The organism is Legionella genomosp. 1 (genome assembly GCF_900640215.1).
GTDB lineage: Bacteria > Pseudomonadota > Gammaproteobacteria > Legionellales > Legionellaceae > Legionella_C > Legionella_C quinlivanii_A.
In genome coordinates, this window is the sequence record NZ_CAAAJH010000003.1 from 121,868 (window position 1) to 143,520 (window position 21,653).

Consider the following 21,653-nt stretch of genomic DNA (forward strand, 5'->3'; position numbering starts at 1 on the left):
TTCACTCTCTCTCATCAGGATAATTATCGTTTATTCCATTGACCATTCAGGAAAAAAGCCTGTGTCCATTGAAGCTGAAGCGGCTTTTCTTTTTCTTTTATAGTTGCTGTAAACGTTTCAGTTTCATTGGGCCGCAGATAAATTAATGGTTCGGAAGCTGTTGGCTTCAATGCAAAACGGGGACAGCAAGCATAAAGCGATGCTATATTTGAACAGTGTTGTGAGGATATTTCTTTTTTTCATTATCGACCCTCCCTGGTATCGAAACTATAAATCAGGCTAAGTCACTCCGTCAAAGGGCATAAACGAACTTAATTAGGTATAACCTATGCTATTGATTTGCGAAAATTTTGTCATTCCCGCGAAGGCGGGAATTCATTCCTCAATTGGCATTATAGCGAGCTCAGAGATGGATCCCCGCCTTCGCGGGGAGGACAGTGTTATATAAAATTTTCCTAATTTATTGCCCGAGCTTTCTCCCTGCTTGGGAAAAGGTTCTCAGACAAGTGAAATTATTGAAAAACAATCCTCAGAATCTTTATTTTGTTCCGCCAATAGTCAGAGCATCAATCTTAAGCGTTGGTTGCCCCACACCTACAGGAACGGATTGCCCTTCCTTGCCGCAAATGCCAATTCCTCCGTCAAGGGTCAAATCATTGCCAATCATACTGATTTGCTTCATTACTTCGGGACCATTGCCGATCAGTGTTGCTCCTTTTACAGGCTTTGTGATTTTGCCATTTTCAATCAAATAGGCTTCACTGGCAGAGAAAACAAATTGTCCGGAAGTAATATCAACCTGTCCACCGCCAAAATTAACTGCGTACAGACCTCTCTTAACGGATTTAATTATCTCCTGCGGATCATATTGACCAGCCAGCATATAAGTATTAGTCATCCTGGGCATTGGTACGTGAGCGTAGGATTCACGGCGGCAATTTCCAGTGGGTTTCATTCCCATTAATTTGGCATTTAGTTTATCCTGCATATAATTTACTAATACACCGTCTTCAATAAGTGTTGTGCATTGCGTTGGAGTACCTTCATCATCCATTGTCAGGGAGCCGCGACGATTTTCCAGAGTACCGTCATCCACCACAGTCACCCCTTTGGCTGCAACCTGCTGACCGATTTTACCGGAAAACGCAGATAAGCCTTTACGATTAAAATCACCTTCTAAACCATGTCCTACGGCCTCATGCAATAACACCCCCGGCCAGCCAGGTCCTAATACGACAGGCATAGTTCCTGCGGGGGCATCTTCTGCTTCCAGATTTATCAAAGCTTCCCTCACAGCTTCTCGTGCATACTCCAAGGCACGATCCTTCTCAAGAAAGTAGGAATAGGGAACCCGGCCTCCTCCTCCAGAGCGAGCGCTTTCACGGCGGCCGTTTTTATCTTCCACCAGTACACTAACATGAATGCTTACCAATGGTCTGATATCTGCAACCATTCTTCCCTCAATCCCGGCGATCATAATCACTTCATAACAGCCGCTCAATGAAGCATTCACCTGAATCACTCTGGGATCAAGACGGCGAGCTTCCTTATCTATCGCTTCCAGTAGTGCGATTTTTTCCTGCTTATTCATTCCCTCAATCGGATTAATACCCTGATAGCGGGCAACAGGCGCTCCAGACACATGAATGGCCTGCACAGGATTAGTCGCGACCAGAGCAATTGAACGCGCGGCATCTGCGGCACGTTGCAATGCAGGTAAAATGATATCATCACAGTAGGCGTAACCGGTTTTATCACCGCTAACTGCTCGAATCCCTACTCCTTTATCATGAGAATAGCTGCCGCTTTTAACTTCGGAATCTTCCAGATACCAGGACTCATAGCTGCTGCTTTCAAAATAAAGATCAGCATCATCCACATGCTGACCCATTATCGAACGAACCAGCTTAGCGATGGTTGATTCATCAAGGGAAGCGGGTTTTAAAATTAATTCTTTGGCAATTGCCAGCGCCTGACTCATAATAAACACCTTATACGTTATTTAACCTACCATGACCGCATAAACCTCAGTTACATATCAAGACATGATGTTCCACACAGGGAAATTGCCGTCTTAACTGATGCAACCGCGGCAAATCAATATCCGCAGTCACCATACCTGCATTGTTCTCATGTTGGCCCAGAACTTTCCCCCAAGGCTCAATAATCATACTATGACCATAAGTCTGTCTGCCATTTTGATGTGTTCCACCCTGGTTGGCGGCAAGCACATAACATAAATTTTCAATGGCACGCGCTCTCAGTAAAACTTCCCAGTGCGCCATGCCAGTTATGGCCGTAAATGCTGAAGGAACGGAAAATAATTCTGCTCCCCTCATCAATAATTGTTGATATAATTCTGGAAAACGCAAATCGTAGCAAACTGTCAAGCCGATTTTACCTACAGGTGTATCCACAACCACCAGCTCGCTTCCTCTTTCAATTGTCAGAGACTCCTGATGGGCCTCTTGCTCAGACACTCTGACATCAAACAAATGGATTTTATCGTAACGGGCTGCACAAATGCCATGTTCATCAAATACAAGGCTTGAGGAACGCACTTTATCCTGCAACCCTTTGACCGGTATTGTTCCAGCGATAATCCAAAGCCTGTATTTACTGGCAAGCGCACTGACTTTTTCCTGAATTTCGCCGTGCGGATAAGCCTCCGCCAAGCCAAGCTTGTCGGTTTCCTTCAATCCCATAAATGCAAAATTTTCTGGAAGAACCGCTAACTCAGCATTCTGCTCTTTTGCACTTGCCAGCAATAAATCGGCCTGGCGCAAATTTTCAGCGGGTGAGGCAGAAGAAACCATTTGTAATACAGCCACTTTGGACATCATTGTGTTCCTTGCATAAAACAGAATCTCATTCTACTCTCAAATAATTGAATATTACACGCTTTTAACTTTCTGATTATTCTATTCAACGATGGTTACAGTAGTCACACTATTGAGTTCAATTTAATATCTCTATAGACTTGAAATGCCAAGAGTCATTCCCATATATATGCTAAAATAACTATATATTATTTTAATTAGGACAAAACAACCGGAGCTGTCAATGAATAGAAATGACGTTACTGTTTTAAGCCAACGCAACGATTCGGTACTCGCGACCAATCGTGTTTTGCGAAACACTTATTTGCTTCTGAGTATGACTTTCCTGTTTAGCGCACTGACAGCCTATCTGTCTTATGCAAGCAAAGCAGGCCCAATGAACCCATTTGTCATGATAGCAGGTGTGTACGGTTTAATGTTTCTGACTCAGGCTCTGCGTAACAGCGTATGGGGACTGGTTAGCGCATTCGCGTTCACAGGCTTTCTCGGATACACCCTGGGTCCTATTCTTAACTTTTATGTCGCCAGTTTTTCTAATGGACCGCAACTGATTGGTACTGCACTGGGCGGCACCGGAATGATTTTCTTCGCCTTGTCTGGCTATGCCCTGACAACTAAAAAGGATTTCAGCTTCCTTGGCGGCTTTCTTTTTGTGGGAATGATGGTTGCGTTGCTGGCTATGATTGCAGGTCTGTTCTTTGATATCCCTGCTCTTCAGTTAACTATCTCAGCGGCCTTTGTATTGATTTCCTCCGGTTTGATTCTTTTCCAGACCAGCGAAATTATTCATGGCGGTGAGACAAATTACATTTCCGCAACGATATCTCTCTATGTATCAATATATAACCTGTTTATCAGTTTATTGAACATACTAAGCGCTTTTGCAGGCAACAGAGATTAATCAATTCGTTTTCCTATCTGAATCCCGACGCCAGTCGGGATTTTTTCATCCCCTTCTTGCCTAAACTGCTTATCGATCATATCATTAACCCGTTTTTTTAATATTGTCTCCAATTATAAGTCAAGGACAAGACATGCATACAAAAAATAATGCTCTAATTTCGATAGGCATGTTACTCGCTTCCAGTTCTTTCGCTGGCACAATGGGTGCGGTACCAGCGGGAGCTTATGTAGCGACTGTAAGTCTCGCTGCAGCCTGGGTCGATCCTGGCGAAACTCAAACCCTGACGCTACAACCTGATATTGTTAAAACCTACTCTGATACCACCAACTCAAAAGTCGTTCCTGCTATCGAGTTATTCCTTGGCTGGCAACACCCCATCAATAATACGCTACGCGGTCAAATCGGAATAGCGGGAGCAGCTACAACACAGGTAAAACTGGAAGGCGATGTCTGGGAAGATGCTGACCCTGCATTTAATAATTTTACCTATCAGTATAAAGTGAATCATTATCATCTTGCTGTAAAAGGTAAGCTGCTTATGGATCTTGATGAGTGGGTTGAGCCTTATGTCAGCGCAAGCGCCGGTATAGGTTTTAATCAGGCTCGAGATTTCCAGATTGCTGCCAGAATATTTCAAGAAATTCCAGCGCCTCCATTTAACTCAGAAACAAAATCATCTTTTGTTTATACGCTGGGGATCGGATTGCAAACAGCGTTGAATTCTAACTGGCAAGTCGGCTTAGGTTATGAATTTGCAGATTGGGGTAAAACTGAATTAAGTCGCGCTTCTGGCCAAACAGTAGGTAAAGGAATTGAAACTGATAATTTCTATGCCCATCAATTGCAACTGAGTTTAAGCTACATTTGCTAAACTTCCTGATCTGAAAGGTATCTGTACATCTCCACTACGCCCTGCGGCTTGTCCGCAGGTGCAGTGCTTCTCTTATGAGTCTTCTGGATCCCTCGAAACCAGGCCTTCGATTACGAATGATATGCTAATCCTGACTCCAGGACGCCTTTGCCCTGAATAAATGCTCTACATCAGCTTTTGTTTTAGTTATTGGTTTATCAAACTGATAGCATTGACGTGGCTGCTGATAATAAACACCCAAGGGTACTGGATAATCTGGATAATGAATCTGAGCCAGGCGCATGGCGGCTATCAGATTGCTGCTATCATGGACATAAGTGTTTTGTTCATCATGAGCAATGATTCCAAGTGTCTCTCCCTTCAATGATAAAGCCTTCTCACCATTGCTTCCATACACAAGAGGTTTATTTTCTTCCAATAGCACGGTCTTGTCCGCACGGTTTGTTTTTAAGGCAAAACCATCAAAAGCACCATTATTGAAAATATTGCAATCCTGATAAATTTCAACAAATGAGCATCCAGGATGCTCATAAGCTTTCCTGAGCACTGTGATTAGATGATTGGGATCTTTATCAACTGCTCTGGCAACAAAGCTGGCTCCTGCTGCCAAAGCAAGCATAAGGGGATTAATGGGTTCATTATTAACGCCCTGCGGTGAGGTTTTTGTAATCTGACCTTTTTGAGAGGTCGGTGAAAACTGACCTTTAGTCAAACCATAGACCTGATTGTTAAACAATAAAATATTGACATTGACGTTACGGCGCAGGCAATGAATAAAATGATTACCGCCAATACTCAAAGCATCTCCATCTCCGGTAATAATCCAGACGGTAAGATCGTCTCGCATGGTTTTGAGACCTGTTGCGACAGCAGGCGCCCTTCCATGTATTGTATGCAGACCATAGGTGTTCATGTAATAAGGAAGCCGGCCGGCACAGCCAATTCCTGATATAAATACATGCTGTTCTGGCGGCAGGCCAAGCTCCGGGAGCAAGCGCTGCAATGCCATCAGGATAGCGTAGTCACCGCATCCAGGACACCAGCGAACTTCATTTGAATTGGCAAAATCATCACGCTTGTATTGAGTGTTCATAATCGACTTCCGCTTTGATGGCTTGAAGTAAAAAACTGACTGTAAATGGTTGACCGTTACACTGATTGATTGAACGGCAATCGACCAAATACTCGGCTCTGAGCAACTGGCATAATTGTCCGGAGTTCAGTTCAGCCACCAGCACCTTCTTGTATTTTTTGAGCAAAGGACCCAGATCACCTGGAAATGGATTCAAATGACGAAGTTGTAGCAGGGCAAGCTCAAGCCCTTCTAAAGCCGCATGCTGAACAGCTGATTTAAGACTGCCATAGGTACTTCCCCATCCTATTACTAATGTTGAAGCGTTCTGACTTCCTTCGACATGAAGTGGCTCATAAATTTTGCTTATCCCTGCAATCTTGGCAGCTCGTAAATTCACCATATTCTGATGGTTTTGAGCATCGTAACTGACCTTCCCTTCTTCTCCCTGTTTCTCCAGCCCACCAATCTGGTGTATAAAGCCAGGTACACCTGGCGGATTCCAGCTCCGAGCCAATTTATCGTCACGCTGATAAGGCTTATCAAAATGGTTAAATTCTATCTCAGGTAATTTCAAAGAGTCGAAGTCAGGAATTTTCCAGGGCTCTGCGGCATTGGCCAGATAAGCATCCAGCAAAACAATCACTGGCGTCATATAAGAAACTGCTATTGAGAATGCTTCAATAATAGTTTTGAAACAATCGGCTGCCGAACGAGCAGCAATAACCGGTAAAGGAGCTTCACCATGACGTCCATATAAAGCCTGCCTGAGATCGCTTTGCCCTGTTTTAGTTGGCAATCCGGTGGAAGCGCCGGCCCGTTGTACATCGACCACGACCAGGGGTAATTCAGTCATCACCGCAAGCCCCAAGCCCTCGCTTTTTAAATCAAGGCCCGGACCGGAGGTGCAAGTCAAAGCAAGGTTGCCCCCGAAAGCCGCGCCAATGCAGGCGCAGACAGCGGCAATTTCATCTTCAGCCTGTAATAACTGAATACCATAATCAGTGAATTTTGCGCACTCATGTAAAATGGCGGAAGCAGGCGTAATAGGATATCCGGATACCAGCATTCTGGTCTGGGTACCCACAGTTAAGGCTGCAAGTCCCATGCTCAAAGCTTCAACTCCGGTAATCTGCCGATATTCCCCTGGCTCTCTGTTCATCTTGCCCAACATGAAATGCTGTCTGGCCAGTTCCAGCGTCATGGCGTAGTTATAACCAGCCAATAACGTCAATTCATTTGCTTTGGCAATTTCTGAATTGTTTTTAAATTTTTTAGCAATAAACGCCAGACAATTTTCGGCAGGTAAATCAAAAAGCCATAATACCAGACCCAGCACATAAAAATTCTTGGTCTTCTTGGCTTGAGCATGCGTAATACCCAGGCCCTCTACTGCTTTGATAGTCAGACTGATTAGCGGCAGACTCAAAATCTGATAAAGCTCGCTGGCCCCTTTTAAAAAATCGCTGCTTAAACCAGCCTTTTGCCAATCCTTCTCAGTAAAGCTGTCTTCATTGATAATCAGCAAGCCCCCCGGAGATAAAAACTCCAGAGAATTTTTTAAGGCTGCAGGATTTAAAGCGACCAATACATTTAAAGTTTCACCGGCGGTAAAAATAGCCTCTTCCGCCATCGCTAACTGAAAACCGGACACTCCCGCCACCGTTCCAGCCGGTGCACGGATCTCAGCCGGAAAATCGGGCAGAGTACGCACCTCTCGTCCGGTAAGTGCAGCAGTAATAGTGAGTTGCTCGCCTAGTAATTGAACCCCATCACCAGAATCTCCGGTGAGGCGAATTACAATCGCATCAGTTGTTGACATAATTCCTTGCTTCCAGCATGAGTTGACGTATATCCTTCACTGCCTGCTTTAAACCGGTAAACAGTGCTCTCGCAATGATGGCATGCCCAATATTTAGTTCATTCATTTCCGGTATAGCCGCGATGGCTTTTACATTATGATAATGCAGACCATGCCCCGCGTTTACAATCAGACCTTTGCTGGCAGCATAATTTGCAGCCAGCTTTATTCGTTCCAGCTCAATATTCTGAGTTTCCGGACTGCTTGCGTCGGCATAGCATCCCGTATGAATTTCAATAACCGGAGCCCCTGTCTCAACCGCCGCATCAATTTGTTTAAGATCAGCATCAATAAACAGAGAAACTTCACTGCCATTAGCCTTCAACCGTCTTACAGCGTTTGATACGGCTGTAAAATGAGTAAGCACATCCAAACCGCCTTCAGTAGTCAGCTCTTCTCTTTTTTCAGGAACCAGACAGGCATGCTCAGGTGAAATTTCCTCAGCAAAATCCAGCATAGCATCAGTAACGGCCAGTTCGAGATTCATTCTTGTTTGTAAAACAGCCTTAATCAATCGGACATCCCGGGCCTGTATGTGCCTCAGATCTTCCCGCATATGCAAAGTGATGCCATCCGCGCCCGCTTCTTCTGCCTCCATTGCTGCCTGTACCGGATCAGGGTATCGAGTGCCCCTGGCCTGACGAATGGTTGCGATGTGATCAATATTTACGCCTAATAATATCTCTTTTAACATACTTCACCTGTTACAAATGCAATAGAATAACCAAGTGGCCGGCACTTCATTTCAATTTATCATATCAGGTTATAATGCGAGAAAGTAGAAGAATCGAGAAGTCTTCATCAAACTGTGTCATGCCATATCAGATTCAGGAGATCTCTCACTGCATTCGAGATGACGGGTGTAATGACACCGTTTAATGAACACCCTCCAGGAATCATTCGCTCCTGGGAATTAAAAACAGGGCTCGCGATTTCAGCTCGCGGCCGGCCAATAAGTGATCAATGGCTTGACGCATAATGGTTTTAGCCATTTTAAGAACAGACAGACGACTGAAATCCTGATTGGCAAAAGCGAGTATATCAGATCCCTGAAAACCTTGACGGGATAAAAGAAAACCAGTACCCGGAATAAACTGATAATAATGATCTGCAGCAATGGCATCTCCTGTTGAAGCCTCTTCGCTGAGATTCAGACTATAGCCGCAGGTACTTAATAAACACTTCTCGAACTGCCTCAGTATGATTTCAATCGCCAGCTTGTCATTAGTAATCTGCAGTGCCTTAAGTGTTAATTCATAACTGTCGAATAACCAGGGACAGGGATCCTGGGGCCTGATTGTATAATAGATTAGTTCGTTAAGGTAAAGTGCTGTAAATAAAGCGTTTCCCTGCAAGTCGAGAATAGTTTCTGTTGACTCCACGGTATTAATATAGAAAAAATCTCTTCGCAGATTAACCGATAACCACAATGCAGAGAAAGGCTGTACCAAAGCATGTTTTCCAGGTTTGCGCCCGCCTCGATACAGGCAATCAATTACGCCCATTTCTCTTGTAAAAAAACGTACTTGAAGACTGCTGTCCCCCGATGGGCGCCTGTGCAAAAGCCATGCTTTACAGGTTTCAGTGATCATAGCCTAATTGCCGTAGCATACGCTCATCATCAGACCAGCCTGACTTCACTTTACACCAGCAACGTAAAAATACTTTTTTGCCCAGTAACTCTTCCATATCCAGACGGGCGCTAGTCGCCATTTCTTTCAGCTTTTTCCCTTTATCGCCGATTATCATTCGCTTGTGATTATCTTTGTCGACCAGAATCAGGGCATGAATGGTCACCAGGTCTCCTTCATCTTTGTAGGATTCAAGATCCACTGTCGTCGAGTAGGGCAGCTCCTGTCCGCAGAGACGGAATATTTTTTCACGAAGCAGTTCTGCGCAAAGAAACTTTATCGGCCTGTCGGTGATTTGATCCTCTCCAAACAAATGGGGACCTTCGGGTAAAAACGGCTTAAGCTGATTCTGCAATTCTTCAACCTGCACCCCGGTTCTTGCTGATAAGGGAATCATGGCAACGAAGTTATGCTGCTGAGATATTTTATCGATCCAGGGCAGCAAGGCGGATTTGTCTGCAAGCTTATCCACTTTATTAATCGCGAGTATACAGGGTACGCCTGATTGCCTGATTAGCTTAAGGACATACTCATCCTCGTCATTCCAATGCGTTCCATCTACTACCAATACAGCCACATCGACATCACGCAGCACACTGATGGCTGTTTTATTCATCATTCGATTCATGGTTTTTTTGGAACCCTGATGAATACCCGGCGTATCTACATAGACATATTGGTAGTCGCCGCAGGTATCAATCCCTAATATACTATGTCGCGTCGTTTGAGGTTTTCGCGAAGTGATACTGATTTTCTGTTTTAAAATTCGATTCAACAGGGTTGATTTGCCTACATTAGGACGCCCTACTAAAGCAATATAGCCGCAATAACTAGTCATTCAATAAAACCTTGATTAATTTGGAGTCATTTTAGCATGACTCGGTCAATACAGTAACCGTGAATTGATAAGATTACTTATTCAAAAGCACTTGCCTTATCAACCCTAATAACGCTAATGTTTAAGACCATATGGATAAACGGTAACTAGCAAATGGCCAATTTAAGAGCAACGGATGATCATCTGCAAATAGCTATTCCCTTAACCGTTAAACCTGTTGATAACGAAACAGCAACAGTGAGCAGCTTAACGCCCAAAGAGGCTAGCTTATTATACGGGCATTATAGTATGGATTACCGTATACCGGGAGGTATTCTGCGGCTATTAGCGCGTCATGACAATAAATCAATGCAAATATTGCTGATGACAGAAGATACCGCGCTGCTCCAGGAGATGCCTGGAGAGCGGCCTTCCTCTCTGATTGCCAATACCATCAGCCGTTTAAACGGCTATTTCCTGCACGCGGATTCTTATGACAGACCGCTTTCAATTCATCAGAAGAAAAAAATTCAGCTGACGCAAAACTGTATTAAACAGTTATCTCTGCTTCTTGAAGAGGAACGACAAATTCAGTGTGAGGAATGGTCAAGACAAGAAGACCTGCGCATTAAAGTACTCGCAGTCATTGAAGCATGCCAGGATGGGAATATTTTGCTGGCCAATCATCCTGCCGTTTCGGAGGGAACGCTCGGTAAAATTTTATTTCATGCACGTGACTTTGCTCAACGATATGAATTTAATCGGGTTTTTCCAGTAAGTAGAATTGATCAACATGATTTTTCCAGGGTATCTGAAACGAAGAACAATCCTTGTTTTATCTGGGATAGTGAGACTCACCTGGAAAATGGTGATAAAGAAGAATTATTGAAAGAAGCGCTCTGGGTTATTTCGCGTCAATATGGTTTCAATGAAGCAAATGAACTAAACCAGATTGATGCCAACCGTTTTAAGCGGCTGGAGACATTTTTAAGAAAGCGATGGCAGGATATCCAGAAATGGGTTGATTATCTGGCAATGCCACAAAAGCCCGAGCCAAAGCTTAGAGAAGAAAAGCGATTAAATGGAATATCGACTACCAGTATTGAGCCTTATTATTTTTTTGAAGGTGTTGGACAGCAAGCTCACCTGAATCTTCATTCATTAGTTGAAAGCCTGGTGAATAATCCCGTGGAAATTGCTAAAACCGAGACCTTTGAACAGGCAGAACAATTGTTATGGACCGCTCATGACGGCTCCTGGGTGCATCTGGCAGGCTCAAATTCAATTGTCCTTAGAAAAAATAATCGCATACGTCAATGGCATTATTTTAAGGAAGATGAATTTTATTATATTTTACCAACGAATCAGGACCTGCTGACTCTGATGCAATTGAGCAAGCGCCATCTCTATTTCCCTGAACGGGCGAAATTAACATTCAAAGCATTTTTAGTGAACATTCCTCGTTTTTTTAAATTTTTATATACAAAGGTTTACGCTTATATCACTGAAACCCTGAAGGATGATTTTTTCAATCATCTGCATTCAGGCCATCCCCAATTAAAAAAAGAAAGTTCCCCGTCTAAACCCTTACGAGTGCTGCCAGCCCACCTGCGAAGTTTACAAGACATTCTTCAGGGTCAGGGGCTGCTTGCCAATGGAGAAACGCTGGAGGAGTTTGTTAAAAGACAAATACATGTCAACCAATATGTCATCGCCAGAGCTGAACATGTGCCAAGCCCTCCTCCTTACAACAATCCATTTCATAGAGTGCTGGGCGTATTAAGGCATTTTTCCGCTCTGTTCATTGATATTAGCGAACAAAATCCTATCATTGGATCGTTGGCACTTGCTGCCTATATTTACGGTGCGGGTGCTGTTGCCGCTCCGGAGCTGCTAAAGTCCATCCTGGTCAAGCTTCATCTGAATGGTTTGATCTACGGTATTGAACCAACTCAGGCTTTAGGGCGCTGGATGAGCCACGGTACCGTTTCGGAGGCCATTTCTGCGGCTGTCACTTACTGGCAGGGAGTCATTGTGGGCGGTGACCTGGATCAATTCTTTATTAAAGCGGTGAGCGTTCTGAAAGATGAGCCCGCCCAGGTTGCGATCATCATCAGCCTCGCTCTTGGACTAGGTTATGGTTTATGCAAGACATTTCCTGCGATTGAGAAAGAAATGGGCACATTTCCCTGGCCCAATCGATTGGCTGTTGGAGGAAAATTTGGTGCAGCCGCCTTTGACACCATCATGCATCCGGGTGATGATTGGCTTTTGGGAACCATTAAATGGTTATTACATGGCGGCTTTATTTTCCTCAAAATTGCCATATCGCCCTTTATTGAATGGCGCTATTACGGGTTTAAAAATGGCTTTGGGTCGGGTCTTGGCAAAAGCCTTTCACTAACTATACAAACAGCTAAAGAAATTGTCGCTGGTACACTGGATTTTACGCTCACCCTCTTAACAATTCCATTTATGGAGTTAAGCACCCTGTTTATTCATGTGCCATTTAGAGGCATTACCAGTCTCGTTAGCAAAACACTGGGAGCGCTTGGAAATGTTCAGGCGATCGGACAAAGTCTTAGTGAATTTGCAGAGAGAAAAACAGGCTGGAATTATTTATCAGGTTTTCGCCTGTCACCGCTTTATGGATTTAACAACCCGATTCAGCGCTACTCCAATAATACCTTGCTTAATTTACTGGCTACCCTGGTGTGTATGGTGATAATCCCCGTTTTTCAGTTACTAAAAAATCTCGTCATTCTTCCGCTTCTGGATCTGACTTTTCTTGGGATTCGCCTGTCTCTGACATTAATTGATCCCATAAGCCGACTGGCAGCATTCATGCTGGGAAAGACTTTATTTTACACTGGCTATGTTTCAGATTACACGATAGGCTATTTACTGCGTTTAAGTGCGACGATTGTCACAAAATCCAGCAATCTAATCGATCAGGCTGCCGGGTTTAGTCGTCAATTAATTTTAAAAGAGATCCAGTTAGGCCGACATGCTTTGTTTCATTGGGCTTTCGCGGCCCAGGATGCCGCAGCACACCAGCCGCAAACTGATTTTGATTATTTTCAGGAAGATGTAATGCGTATTGAACGTCTGGAAGACCAGGATTCTACGCAATGCCTTCTTGAAATGCTTATCGATGATTTGCCCAAGGCTCATCTTTCAAAAGCAAAAGATGATACGCCCTGCAACCGCTTATTCCATAAATCGGCGGAACAATTATATTCCGCTTATACTTTGAATCGAAAACCACCGCAGGTTCAGATCAGTACAAGTGATTATCAACTAAGTTCACCAGTCTTTTAGAGGGTATTATGAAAAAAGGATTTACACTAATTGAATTACTGATTGTCATGGTCATTATTGGAATTCTGGTCAGTATTGCTTACCCGAGTTATTTACAATACATCGTTAGCGCCAGACGAAGCGACGGTCAATCCGCAATAATGGACCTGGCAAGCCGAATGGAGCGCTACTATTCAGAGCGTAATACCTATTTAAACGCTACAATCGGAACTGGCGGCGCCAATGATATCCGCTCCAGCAATATATCGCCCGAAGGATGGTATACGCTTTCTATCAGCTCGCAAACAGCCTCTACCTATACGCTCCAGGCCATCCCGCGAAATAACCAGGGTCGTGACGATCGCCTCTGTCAGACCTTAACTGTTAATAGCCTGGGGGCTAAAGGAATTGCTGCGGGGCCTGGTGGGGCACCAAGCGGAACCGTTGACCAGTGCTGGTAGCTAATTTCTATAAGTAATTACCGTAATGTATTTGACAAATTCCCTTGGTTAGCTATACCCAATTTATGAAGCAGCAAAAACTACTCAATAAAAATTCTGCAATTCGTCAAAAAGGATTTTTTAAAGGAAACAGTATAGGTATACTGTGGTATCAGATGAATCTAAGGGATTAGTTTATCAATCTGCCCACTTGATTTAACAGGCTCAAAGGAATGATTATATGGACACGACCGGTTTAGAGTTCAGACTCATCAATGAGCTTATTGAAAGTTCTCAGGATGGGGTCTTTGTTCTCAATTCGCTCAATAAAATCATATTGAATAATGTCACTGCATCGCGCATCACTGGTTATTCCCCCGCCGAACTAATTGGACAGGATGCTTTCTTGTTAGGCTCAGGTCTGCACGATGACTCCTATTTTAAAAAGGTTGAACAGTTCCTTGAGATAAATCAGCGCTGGCAAGGTTCTATGATAAATCGCACCCGCACAGGACAGGCCTATCTCGCCAATGTTCTGATTATAAGGATTAATGACGATGAAGGCGATCTGCAGTTCTATCTCCTGCGCTTATTGTCAGTACAAATACTCGGTGATTTAGTTGACTCTGTCATAACTCATATGCCGCAATTTGATGCCTGTCCTAACCTGCTACCCGGATCAGAAATTACACTGTCCAGTTTTTTTGACGAAAATACCGGTGATAATAATAACGACAGTTTTGCGCTTATTTTATTGAAAATTGAAACGCCCGATTATGAACCCAATGGTAAAAACAGTCATCAGAGTGCTAGCGACAAGATAGTGAGCTACCTGTCCAGTCAATCACAGCAATTTGTTTTTGCCGGTAAACTGAATCACAATTATTTAATCGCCATCGCCAGTTTTCAACAACGAAATGCGCTGGAACAGATTCTAGGCCATCTTCGCCTGGTCCTGATTGAAATGATTAACTCGGAAAATAAATCAGCTAACCAGCCCATTGGCTTGTCGCTTAGCGCTGCAGTCTATCCTGAAAATGGAATTTATCTCGATACTTTATTAGTGAAAGCAGTTTCTACGATGCTGCATGCGAAAACTATCAACAAACAATCGTCTTATTTTATTGATGAACCTCAAAATAAATCATCATCGAATCTGATTACCTACTCCTATCTTAAAGAAACTTTGAATAACGAAGGACTTTGTCTTTTTTATCAACCCATTGTCACCATGGACAACCAAATTGTTGCCATCGAAGCGTTTCTACGATGCAAGGACGATCAGGGCGGTCTGCTATTGCCTAATGAATTTTTCCCTATTGCCGAAAAATATCAGCTTTTGCCTGCGATTGAAAAATGGGTTATTGCTCAGGCCTTACAAGATATGAAAATGATTAACTCCACAAGCCTCAGACTTCATGTGAATATTAGTGCCTCACAGTTTCTTCATCCGGATTTTTATCAGGAATTGCAGGACAATTTGCAGCATTATGATTTTTCACCCTCGATGTTAAGTCTTGAAATTAATAACGATCTAATGACAAAGCTACAGGCCGCCGCTATGAGCGTACAGCTATTACAGAAAAGCGGAATCAATATTGCGGTGTCCTGTGGTTATTCCTTATTTACATCTTATCGCTTTATGGCTGAAATTGGCGCCAGGCAGATTAAATTTGATCGCTACTATGTACGAAAAATTTATGAACGAAAAGTAGATCAGACTGAAATTGATATTATGCTTAAACAATTGTTATTACAGAAGAGTGAAGTCATTATTGAGGGCATTGAGCGGGAAGATGATCTGGAGTTTTTCAAATCAAGAGGTTGCAATCTGTTTCAGGGTATCTATTTCTATCCACCAATGACTATCGAGCAGTTAAGGCAATCGATCTAATTACTCACCACCACTCATCAAATCCCAATACCACCAGAATACAAGGGCCTCTAGCTATTACGTTGATTCCATGCCTTAAGCCTTGCTCAATGGCTGATTCACTTTCAGCTCCGGGCTGCATCCAGATGTTTTTTATTCCCTTTGTAATGGCCGCGTCAACAATTTTTTCGGTAATAGCAGGAGGCGTGATAATCGATATACTCTCAACCTCATCAGGAAGATCTGAAAGATCTTTGATGCTTGCCTGCCCCTCAATGTTATCCTCGAATGGATTAACCGGATAGGTTTTCATATCGTGAGCCAGGTAGCAGCGTAATACTTTATTGCCAAATTTGCTGCGGTTACTTGAGGCCCCGACTACGGCAAAGGCGGTGGATTTCAAAAACTGCTCAACATTGCCCATAAGAATACTCCTTTATGAAACGATATGAGGACTGTCGGAGTGCAAAGTAATATTCTCAGCATGATGTTCATTTAATATAGAGAAGATCGCTTGCTGCTGTTGCTCGTTAGTGCATGCCAGCCATAACACAAAACCACCCATATGCTCCTGCTTCTCAATTTTGGCTTTACGTGCATTTCTAATGGACTTCATTATACCGAAGCCAATTGCCGCACCAATTAAGCCGCCGATGATTCCAAAAATAATATTATCAGCATAATGATTCAATTCGCCTCCGGCGAGCAGGCCGAGAATAATGCCGACAAACATAGGAATTGATATTGAAAATCCTTGAACCCAGCCAAAATCATCATGCATGTAGGGTTCTTGCTTTGGCGAAAAATCCTCTGCTTTCTGTACAGTTTCCGGATTAACATAAGGCTTGCCGAATTTTTCTACCATTTTCGATGGAGGACCCTGAACACTGACTTCACCCAAAGAAAGGGTTTTTTCAGTCAAATGGCTGATCGCTTTTTCGAGGGTTCTTTCATCACGGAAAATCGCGCTTATTTTATTCGTATTCATGACGGATCCTTTCCTGTGAACGATAGTCCTTGTATTAAGTTTAGTTCAATTTGGGTCCTGAGGTAAGCTTTGACAGCATGAGCTGCTTCCTTCATTACAAAAGGCTTGCTAAGAGTTTGTAAGTCTTCTAACATAGGAGTCATTACGGCGCCTGTATTAGCGAAAATTTATGATGACAGATAAATTGTTTGGAAATCAATCAATTATAATAAGCCTCGATGTCGATGCCTATTTATTTGACCGGCTTAGACAAATTGCAAAGGCAGGTTTCTCGGTCGTTGAGATCAACAGCTGTGATGAAGGGCTTTTGAAAAAAATTCTGACCGAATTTCCCGGACTGCGCATTGGAGCAGGTAACGTTATCAGCACCCAACAATTGGAAGATTGCTATCAGGCAGGTGTACACTTTGTTTCCAGCCCGGGTTTTTTACCCGCTATTGCACAAACAGCTGCTATCTATTCAATTAACCATCTTCCAGGAATTGCCACGCTGTCAGAGGCAATGCAGGTAATGGCACTCGGCTACCATCAGGCAAGGCCTTTTCCTGCGTCCTTATCATTTTGCGCACTATTAAATAAGTGTTTACCCACGCTTCGTTTATTCCCCGCGGAAGTCGAATGGGATGAAGCAGAGCATTATTTAAGCTTGCCGTCAGTTGCTGCAATCAGCATTCTGAATCCAGAGGTTAAATTATTAACCTCATTATCGGACGGGGCTCTTGCATAGATCCAGGAGCAGGAAAAAAGCTCCCAGGCAAATCGCGCTATCGGCCAGATTAAAGACTGGCCAATGATAATTCTGGTAATACACATCAATAAAATCAATTACATGTCCCAGCAGTGCACGATCATACAAATTGCCAATCGCCCCACCGAGGATAAGGCTAACTGCAAGTGACTGCAGAATTGCTTTATTCGGTAAACGCACCAGCCAGATTATTAGTGCAATACTCATTACAATACTAAAGCCTGCAAAAAACCAGCGATGCCAGCTGCCTGTTCCACTCAGGAAACTAAATGCGGCCCCCGTATTATACGCCAGGGTAAAATTAACCATTGGGATCAAAGGCTCTGGCTGATAAGCAACCAGATGGGTCGACGCCCAATATTTGCTTATTTGATCCAGAGCAATTACCAGGATACTAATAATGAACCAGTGCCATTTCTTCATGCAAATTGTCTCACTTCATCCTGACCACTTAAATTGTCTGCACAACGATCACATACTTCGGGAAAATTTTCCTGCTTGTTAACAGAGTCACGACGATGCCAGCAACGAATGCATTTTTCATAAGGGCTGGCATTGACTTCGATTGCAAGCTCAAAATCAGAGAGTGTAGAAAGCTCTTCCGGCTTTTCCTCAATTGAAAAAACTTTAGCGTCCGAAGTAATAAACAGAAAACGCAGCTCATTTTCAAGGGGGTTGAGTCTATCTAAAAGCGCCGGACTAACATACAGGCGAATTTCTGCCGCTAATCCAGAACCTATAACTCCCTGCTGTCGCTGAGCTTCGAGTGCTTTATTTACTTCATCTCTGATTTCGAGTAATTGCCGCCAGAATGCCATATCCACGTGACCAATTTCAGGCCAACTATCATACCACTCCTCCAGCATCACCGATTCAGAGGATTTGCCTGGGATATACTGCCAAATCTCATCGGCGGTAAATGACAGAATGGGAGCTAACCAGCGAGTCATCGCGTGGATGATATAATACATTGCTGTTTGGCAGGAGCGTCTGGCTATACTGTTTTTCGGGGTCGTATATTGTCGATCTTTAATGACGTCAAGATAGAAGCTGCCAAGATCAACAGCACAAAAATTATGAATTTTCTGATAAATAATATGAAAATTATATTGCTCATAAGCCTGCAGAATTTCTTCCTGTAACTGCTGGCTATGCTTGACAACCCAGCGATCGATGTCCACCAGCTTATCGGCAGGCAATAAGTCTGTCTGGGGATCAAAATCAAATAAATTGGCTAATAAAAATCGGGCTGTATTCCTGATTCGCCGATAGGCATCGGCATTTCGTTTTATAATTTCCTCTGAAATACTTACCTCGTTACGGTAATCAGTAGATGAAACCCAGAGACGAAGAATATCTGCGCCGTGCTGGCCGATGAGTTTATCCAGAGCGACATAATTCCCTTTGGACTTTGACAGTTTTTTTCCTTCTGCATCTACTGTATATCCGTGGGTCAGAACGGTACGATAAGGAGCATGTCCATAAATGGCAACGGCGGTTGTGATCGAGGAATTAAACCAGCCTCTATGCTGATCGGAGCCTTCAAAATAAATGTCCGCCGGAAGCGATAACTCTTGATTCGCTTTCAATACACTGTAGTGAGAAACGCCGGAATCAAACCACACGTCCAGGGTATCGGTAATTTTTTCATAGTTTTCTGCCTCATCGCCCAGAAGTTCTTTCAAATCAAGTTCAAACCAGGCATCAATGCCCTTCTCTTCAACGCGTTTTGCAACCTGCTCTATCAAGTCGATTATATTTGGGTGAAGCTCTCTGGTTTCTTTATGAACCATTAAGGGCATCGGCGTGCCCCAGGCTCTTTGCCGGGAAATACACCAGTCGGGTCTTGTTTCAATCATCCCGGCAATACGGGCTTTGCCCCACTCCGGCATCCAGTTCACTTCATTAATAGTTTTTAAGATTTGTGTTCGCAGCCCGTTTTTTTCCATGGAAATAAACCATTGTGGGGTTGCAAGAAATATCATCGGTGTTTTGTGACGCCAGCAATGCGGATAACTATGCCGAATGACTTCATTTTTCAGCAGTACTTTTCGTTCCTCAAGTAGCGCAATAATCTTGTCATTAACCTTCAGGACGGATTGATTAGCAAAGTATTCCACATCAGCAGCATAACAGCCATTCGCTTTAATGGGGTTAATCAGAGGCAAATTATAGGCTTTGCCCACCTGATAATCGTCCGGACCATGTGCCGGCGCTGTGTGCACACAGCCGGTGCCTGCGTCAATCGTAACGTGTTCACCAAGAATTACAGGAACAGTTTTATCCAGAAATGGATGTTGCAGAGCCTGCTTTAGCAGATCCAAGCCAGGAACCTGTCCAAGAGACTGGTATTCAGAGAAACCGTAGCGGCTCATACAGCTCTCAACCAGTTCGGAGGCAATAATAAAACAGGCTGCCCCGGCATCCACGAGTTCATAACTTAATTCCGGATGCAGGCAAACCGCTTCGTTTCCAGGCAAACTCCAGGGAGTCGTAGTCCATATCGGGAAAATAACGGGTTTGACTGCCCGACCCGCAGCAAAAATTTTAAGTATTTGCTCGGGATGAATCGCATAGAAACTTACATCAATAGAGCTGGATGTTTTTTCTTCATATTCAACTTCTGCTTCAGCCAGGGCAGAGCCGCATTCAATACACCAATGCACAGGCTTAAATCCCTGTTGCAGGTGGCCGTTTTCAATGATTTTTGCGAGTGCACGAATAATATTAGCTTCATAAGAGAAGTCAAATGTAGCATAGGGATGCTCCCAGTCACCAAAAACGCCCAGGCGTTGAAATTCATCCCGCTGGATATCAATCTGGCTTGCGGCATATTCCCTGCATTTTTCACGAAACTCTCTTGCAGAAACCTTTACTCCGGCCTTCCCAATCTTTTTTTCAACATTTAGTTCAATAGGCAAGCCATGACAATCCCAACCGGGCTGGAATGGTGAATCGTACCCGCTCATGGTTTTGGATTTGACAATAATATCCTTTAAAATTTTATTTAAGGCATGTCCACAATGCAAATGACCATTTGCATAGGGAGGGCCATCATGCAGAATAAACTTGTCGGCACCTTTTCTTTCTGATCTGATTTGCTGATAAAGCCTGGCATCCTGCCAGCCCGCAAGGCGTTCCGGTTCCCGCTGCGCCAGACTGGCCTTCATTGGAAATAAAGTGTTCGGTAAATTTAAGCTGTCTTTATAATCTGCCATTACTTACTCTGCTAAAAGCGTTAAATTCAGGCGGCTGTTTGAAAAATAGTGTTCTGCCGCCACAATATCATTTCTAATTTGCTGGATTAAATCTTCCAAATTGGAAAATTTTATTTCATCTCTTAATTTATGCAAGAAAAATACTTGTAATCGTTCACTATACAGGTTTTCCTGAAAATTGAGCAAATGAACTTCCAATACTGTTTTAGTACCGTCAACTGTTGGGCGAACTCCCAAATTGGCGACACCATGATATATCTTGCCGTTACACCGTTTCACTTCGACGCAAAACACACCTGTAAACGGAGGTATTTTTCTGTTAAGGGCTATATTCGCTGTGGGAATTCCCCATTTGTGACCTTGCCTGTTTCCGACAACCACCCGCCCGGAAATGCTGTAAGTACGGCCTAGTAAACTGGCAGCCTGAGTTAGCCTGCCCTCTTTCAACAGTTTTCTGATTCGGGTGGAACTGACTCGTTTGCCATTTATCTCAAAATCAGGAAATATCTCTAATTCCCGGCCTTGAGCCTTGAAATAATCATTTAATAATAGCGCATTTCCCTGACGGTTGGCCCCGAACTGGAAATCATTGCCCACTGTTAAATAGCGCAGTTGTAATAAATCGAGAAGATACTTTTTTGCAAAGGTTTCAGCGCTCATTGAAGCCATTTCACTATTGAACTTTAACCGACAAATATAATCTATCCCGTATCTGGAAAAAATTTCTACCTTTTCTCTGAAAGTAGATAATCGCGCCAAAGTGTCCTTTCCAAGAAAAAACTCGGCGGGCTGCGGTTCAAATGTCAATACAACAGAGGGCAAATTCAATTCCCTTGATTTTTGCTGCAATCTTTTCAGGATGGCCTGATGCCCTAAATGTACGCCATCAAAATTACCGATTGTTGCTACACATCCCATATCTGATGGAAAACGATGTAATCCAGCTAGAATCTTCATATGATAACTTTAAGAATAAAATTTCAATTATACCGATTTTTATCGCAGTTTGCGAAATTCCTTATTATAAAGTTTAGCTCTCTGTTTAATAACTGTCGCTTTATTTCATTTCACGATTAAATTCTTTAAAATT

The 21,653-nt window shown here is 43.3% G+C and carries 18 protein-coding genes; 6 read left to right on the forward strand and 12 right to left on the reverse strand.

What is annotated here, in order from left to right; all coding sequences use genetic code 11:
• Positions 1-538 precede the first annotated feature (538 nt).
• A complete protein-coding gene (gene tldD, locus E1O89_RS04405; RefSeq protein ID WP_133139119.1) occupies positions 539-1,981 on the reverse strand; it encodes a metalloprotease TldD in 1,443 nt (480 codons plus the stop codon).
• 46 nt (positions 1,982-2,027) lie between these two features.
• A complete protein-coding gene (locus E1O89_RS04410; protein ID WP_133139220.1) occupies positions 2,028-2,840 on the reverse strand; it encodes a carbon-nitrogen hydrolase family protein in 813 nt (270 codons plus the stop codon).
• A 223-nt stretch (positions 2,841-3,063) separates the two neighbouring features.
• On the opposite strand from E1O89_RS04410, the gene E1O89_RS04415 reads away from it, so the two are divergent.
• On the forward strand, positions 3,064-3,741 hold the full coding sequence (locus E1O89_RS04415) for a Bax inhibitor-1/YccA family protein (protein WP_133139120.1): 678 nt from the start codon (positions 3,064-3,066) through the stop codon (positions 3,739-3,741).
• A 133-nt stretch (positions 3,742-3,874) separates the two neighbouring features.
• Entirely contained in the window at positions 3,875-4,615 is a 741-nt protein-coding gene (locus E1O89_RS04420) for an outer membrane protein (RefSeq protein ID WP_133139121.1), read from the forward strand.
• A 124-nt stretch (positions 4,616-4,739) separates the two neighbouring features.
• Here the strand turns inward: E1O89_RS04420 and E1O89_RS04425 are convergent, their stop codons facing one another.
• The 5 genes from E1O89_RS04425 to era all read right to left on the reverse strand — a co-directional run bounded on the left by E1O89_RS04425 (position 4,740) and on the right by era (position 10,017).
• Positions 4,740-5,708 (reverse strand): 2-oxoacid:ferredoxin oxidoreductase subunit beta, encoded by a 969-nt coding sequence (locus E1O89_RS04425; protein ID WP_112219772.1) that lies wholly within the window; start codon positions 5,706-5,708, stop codon positions 4,740-4,742.
• A complete protein-coding gene (locus E1O89_RS04430; RefSeq protein WP_133139122.1) occupies positions 5,686-7,509 on the reverse strand; it encodes a 2-oxoacid:acceptor oxidoreductase subunit alpha in 1,824 nt (607 codons plus the stop codon). The genes E1O89_RS04425 and E1O89_RS04430 overlap by 23 nt, the downstream gene beginning before the upstream one ends.
• On the reverse strand, positions 7,496-8,242 hold the full coding sequence (pdxJ, locus tag E1O89_RS04435) for a pyridoxine 5'-phosphate synthase (RefSeq protein WP_133139123.1): 747 nt from the start codon (positions 8,240-8,242) through the stop codon (positions 7,496-7,498). The genes E1O89_RS04430 and pdxJ overlap by 14 nt, the downstream gene beginning before the upstream one ends.
• A 202-nt stretch (positions 8,243-8,444) precedes the next feature.
• Positions 8,445-9,140 carry a DNA repair protein RecO gene (recO, locus tag E1O89_RS04440; protein ID WP_133139124.1) on the reverse strand — a complete coding sequence of 232 codons (696 nt, stop codon included), beginning with the start codon at positions 9,138-9,140 and terminating at the stop codon, positions 8,445-8,447.
• Entirely contained in the window at positions 9,130-10,017 is an 888-nt protein-coding gene (gene era / locus E1O89_RS04445; RefSeq protein ID WP_133139125.1) for a GTPase Era, read from the reverse strand. Before era ends, recO begins: the two co-directional genes overlap by 11 nt.
• A 153-nt stretch (positions 10,018-10,170) precedes the next feature.
• Here era and E1O89_RS04450 point away from each other — a divergent pair, with 153 nt between their 5' ends.
• The 3 genes from E1O89_RS04450 (at position 10,171) to E1O89_RS04460 (ending at position 15,630) form a co-directional block, all read left to right on the forward strand.
• Positions 10,171-13,317, forward strand: coding sequence for a hypothetical protein (locus E1O89_RS04450; protein ID WP_133139126.1), 3,147 nt, complete (start codon positions 10,171-10,173; stop codon positions 13,315-13,317).
• Between the two features lie 8 nt (positions 13,318-13,325).
• Entirely contained in the window at positions 13,326-13,757 is a 432-nt protein-coding gene (locus E1O89_RS04455) for a type IV pilin protein (protein WP_133139127.1), read from the forward strand.
• Positions 13,758-13,977: 220 nt separating this feature from the next.
• Positions 13,978-15,630 (forward strand): EAL domain-containing protein, encoded by a 1,653-nt coding sequence (locus tag E1O89_RS04460; protein ID WP_133139128.1) that lies wholly within the window; start codon positions 13,978-13,980, stop codon positions 15,628-15,630.
• Between the two features lie 4 nt (positions 15,631-15,634).
• Here the strand turns inward: E1O89_RS04460 and E1O89_RS04465 are convergent, their stop codons facing one another.
• Together E1O89_RS04465 and E1O89_RS04470 are read right to left on the reverse strand one after the other, a co-directional pair.
• Positions 15,635-16,033: a CoA-binding protein gene (locus E1O89_RS04465; RefSeq protein WP_410054757.1), complete on the reverse strand. Its 399-nt coding sequence runs from the start codon at positions 16,031-16,033 to the stop codon at positions 15,635-15,637.
• A 12-nt stretch (positions 16,034-16,045) separates the two neighbouring features.
• Positions 16,046-16,597: a hypothetical protein gene (locus E1O89_RS04470; RefSeq protein ID WP_133139130.1), complete on the reverse strand. Its 552-nt coding sequence runs from the start codon at positions 16,595-16,597 to the stop codon at positions 16,046-16,048.
• Positions 16,598-16,766: 169 nt separating this feature from the next.
• On the opposite strand from E1O89_RS04470, the gene E1O89_RS04475 reads away from it, so the two are divergent.
• Positions 16,767-17,324, forward strand: coding sequence for a multidrug DMT transporter permease (locus E1O89_RS04475; RefSeq protein WP_058506686.1), 558 nt, complete (start codon positions 16,767-16,769; stop codon positions 17,322-17,324).
• Here the strand turns inward: E1O89_RS04475 and lspA are convergent.
• The 3 genes from lspA to ribF are packed head-to-tail and all read right to left on the reverse strand — an operon-like array spanning position 17,301 to position 21,520.
• Positions 17,301-17,768 carry a signal peptidase II gene (gene lspA / locus E1O89_RS04480; RefSeq protein ID WP_112219782.1) on the reverse strand — a complete coding sequence of 156 codons (468 nt, stop codon included), beginning with the start codon at positions 17,766-17,768 and terminating at the stop codon, positions 17,301-17,303. The genes E1O89_RS04475 and lspA overlap by 24 nt on opposite strands.
• Positions 17,765-20,563 carry an isoleucine--tRNA ligase gene (ileS, locus tag E1O89_RS04485; RefSeq protein WP_133139131.1) on the reverse strand — a complete coding sequence of 933 codons (2,799 nt, stop codon included), beginning with the start codon at positions 20,561-20,563 and terminating at the stop codon, positions 17,765-17,767. The genes lspA and ileS overlap by 4 nt, the downstream gene beginning before the upstream one ends.
• 3 nt (positions 20,564-20,566) lie before the next feature.
• A complete protein-coding gene (gene ribF, locus E1O89_RS04490; protein WP_133139132.1) occupies positions 20,567-21,520 on the reverse strand; it encodes a bifunctional riboflavin kinase/FAD synthetase in 954 nt (317 codons plus the stop codon).
• Positions 21,521-21,653 lie beyond the last annotated feature (133 nt).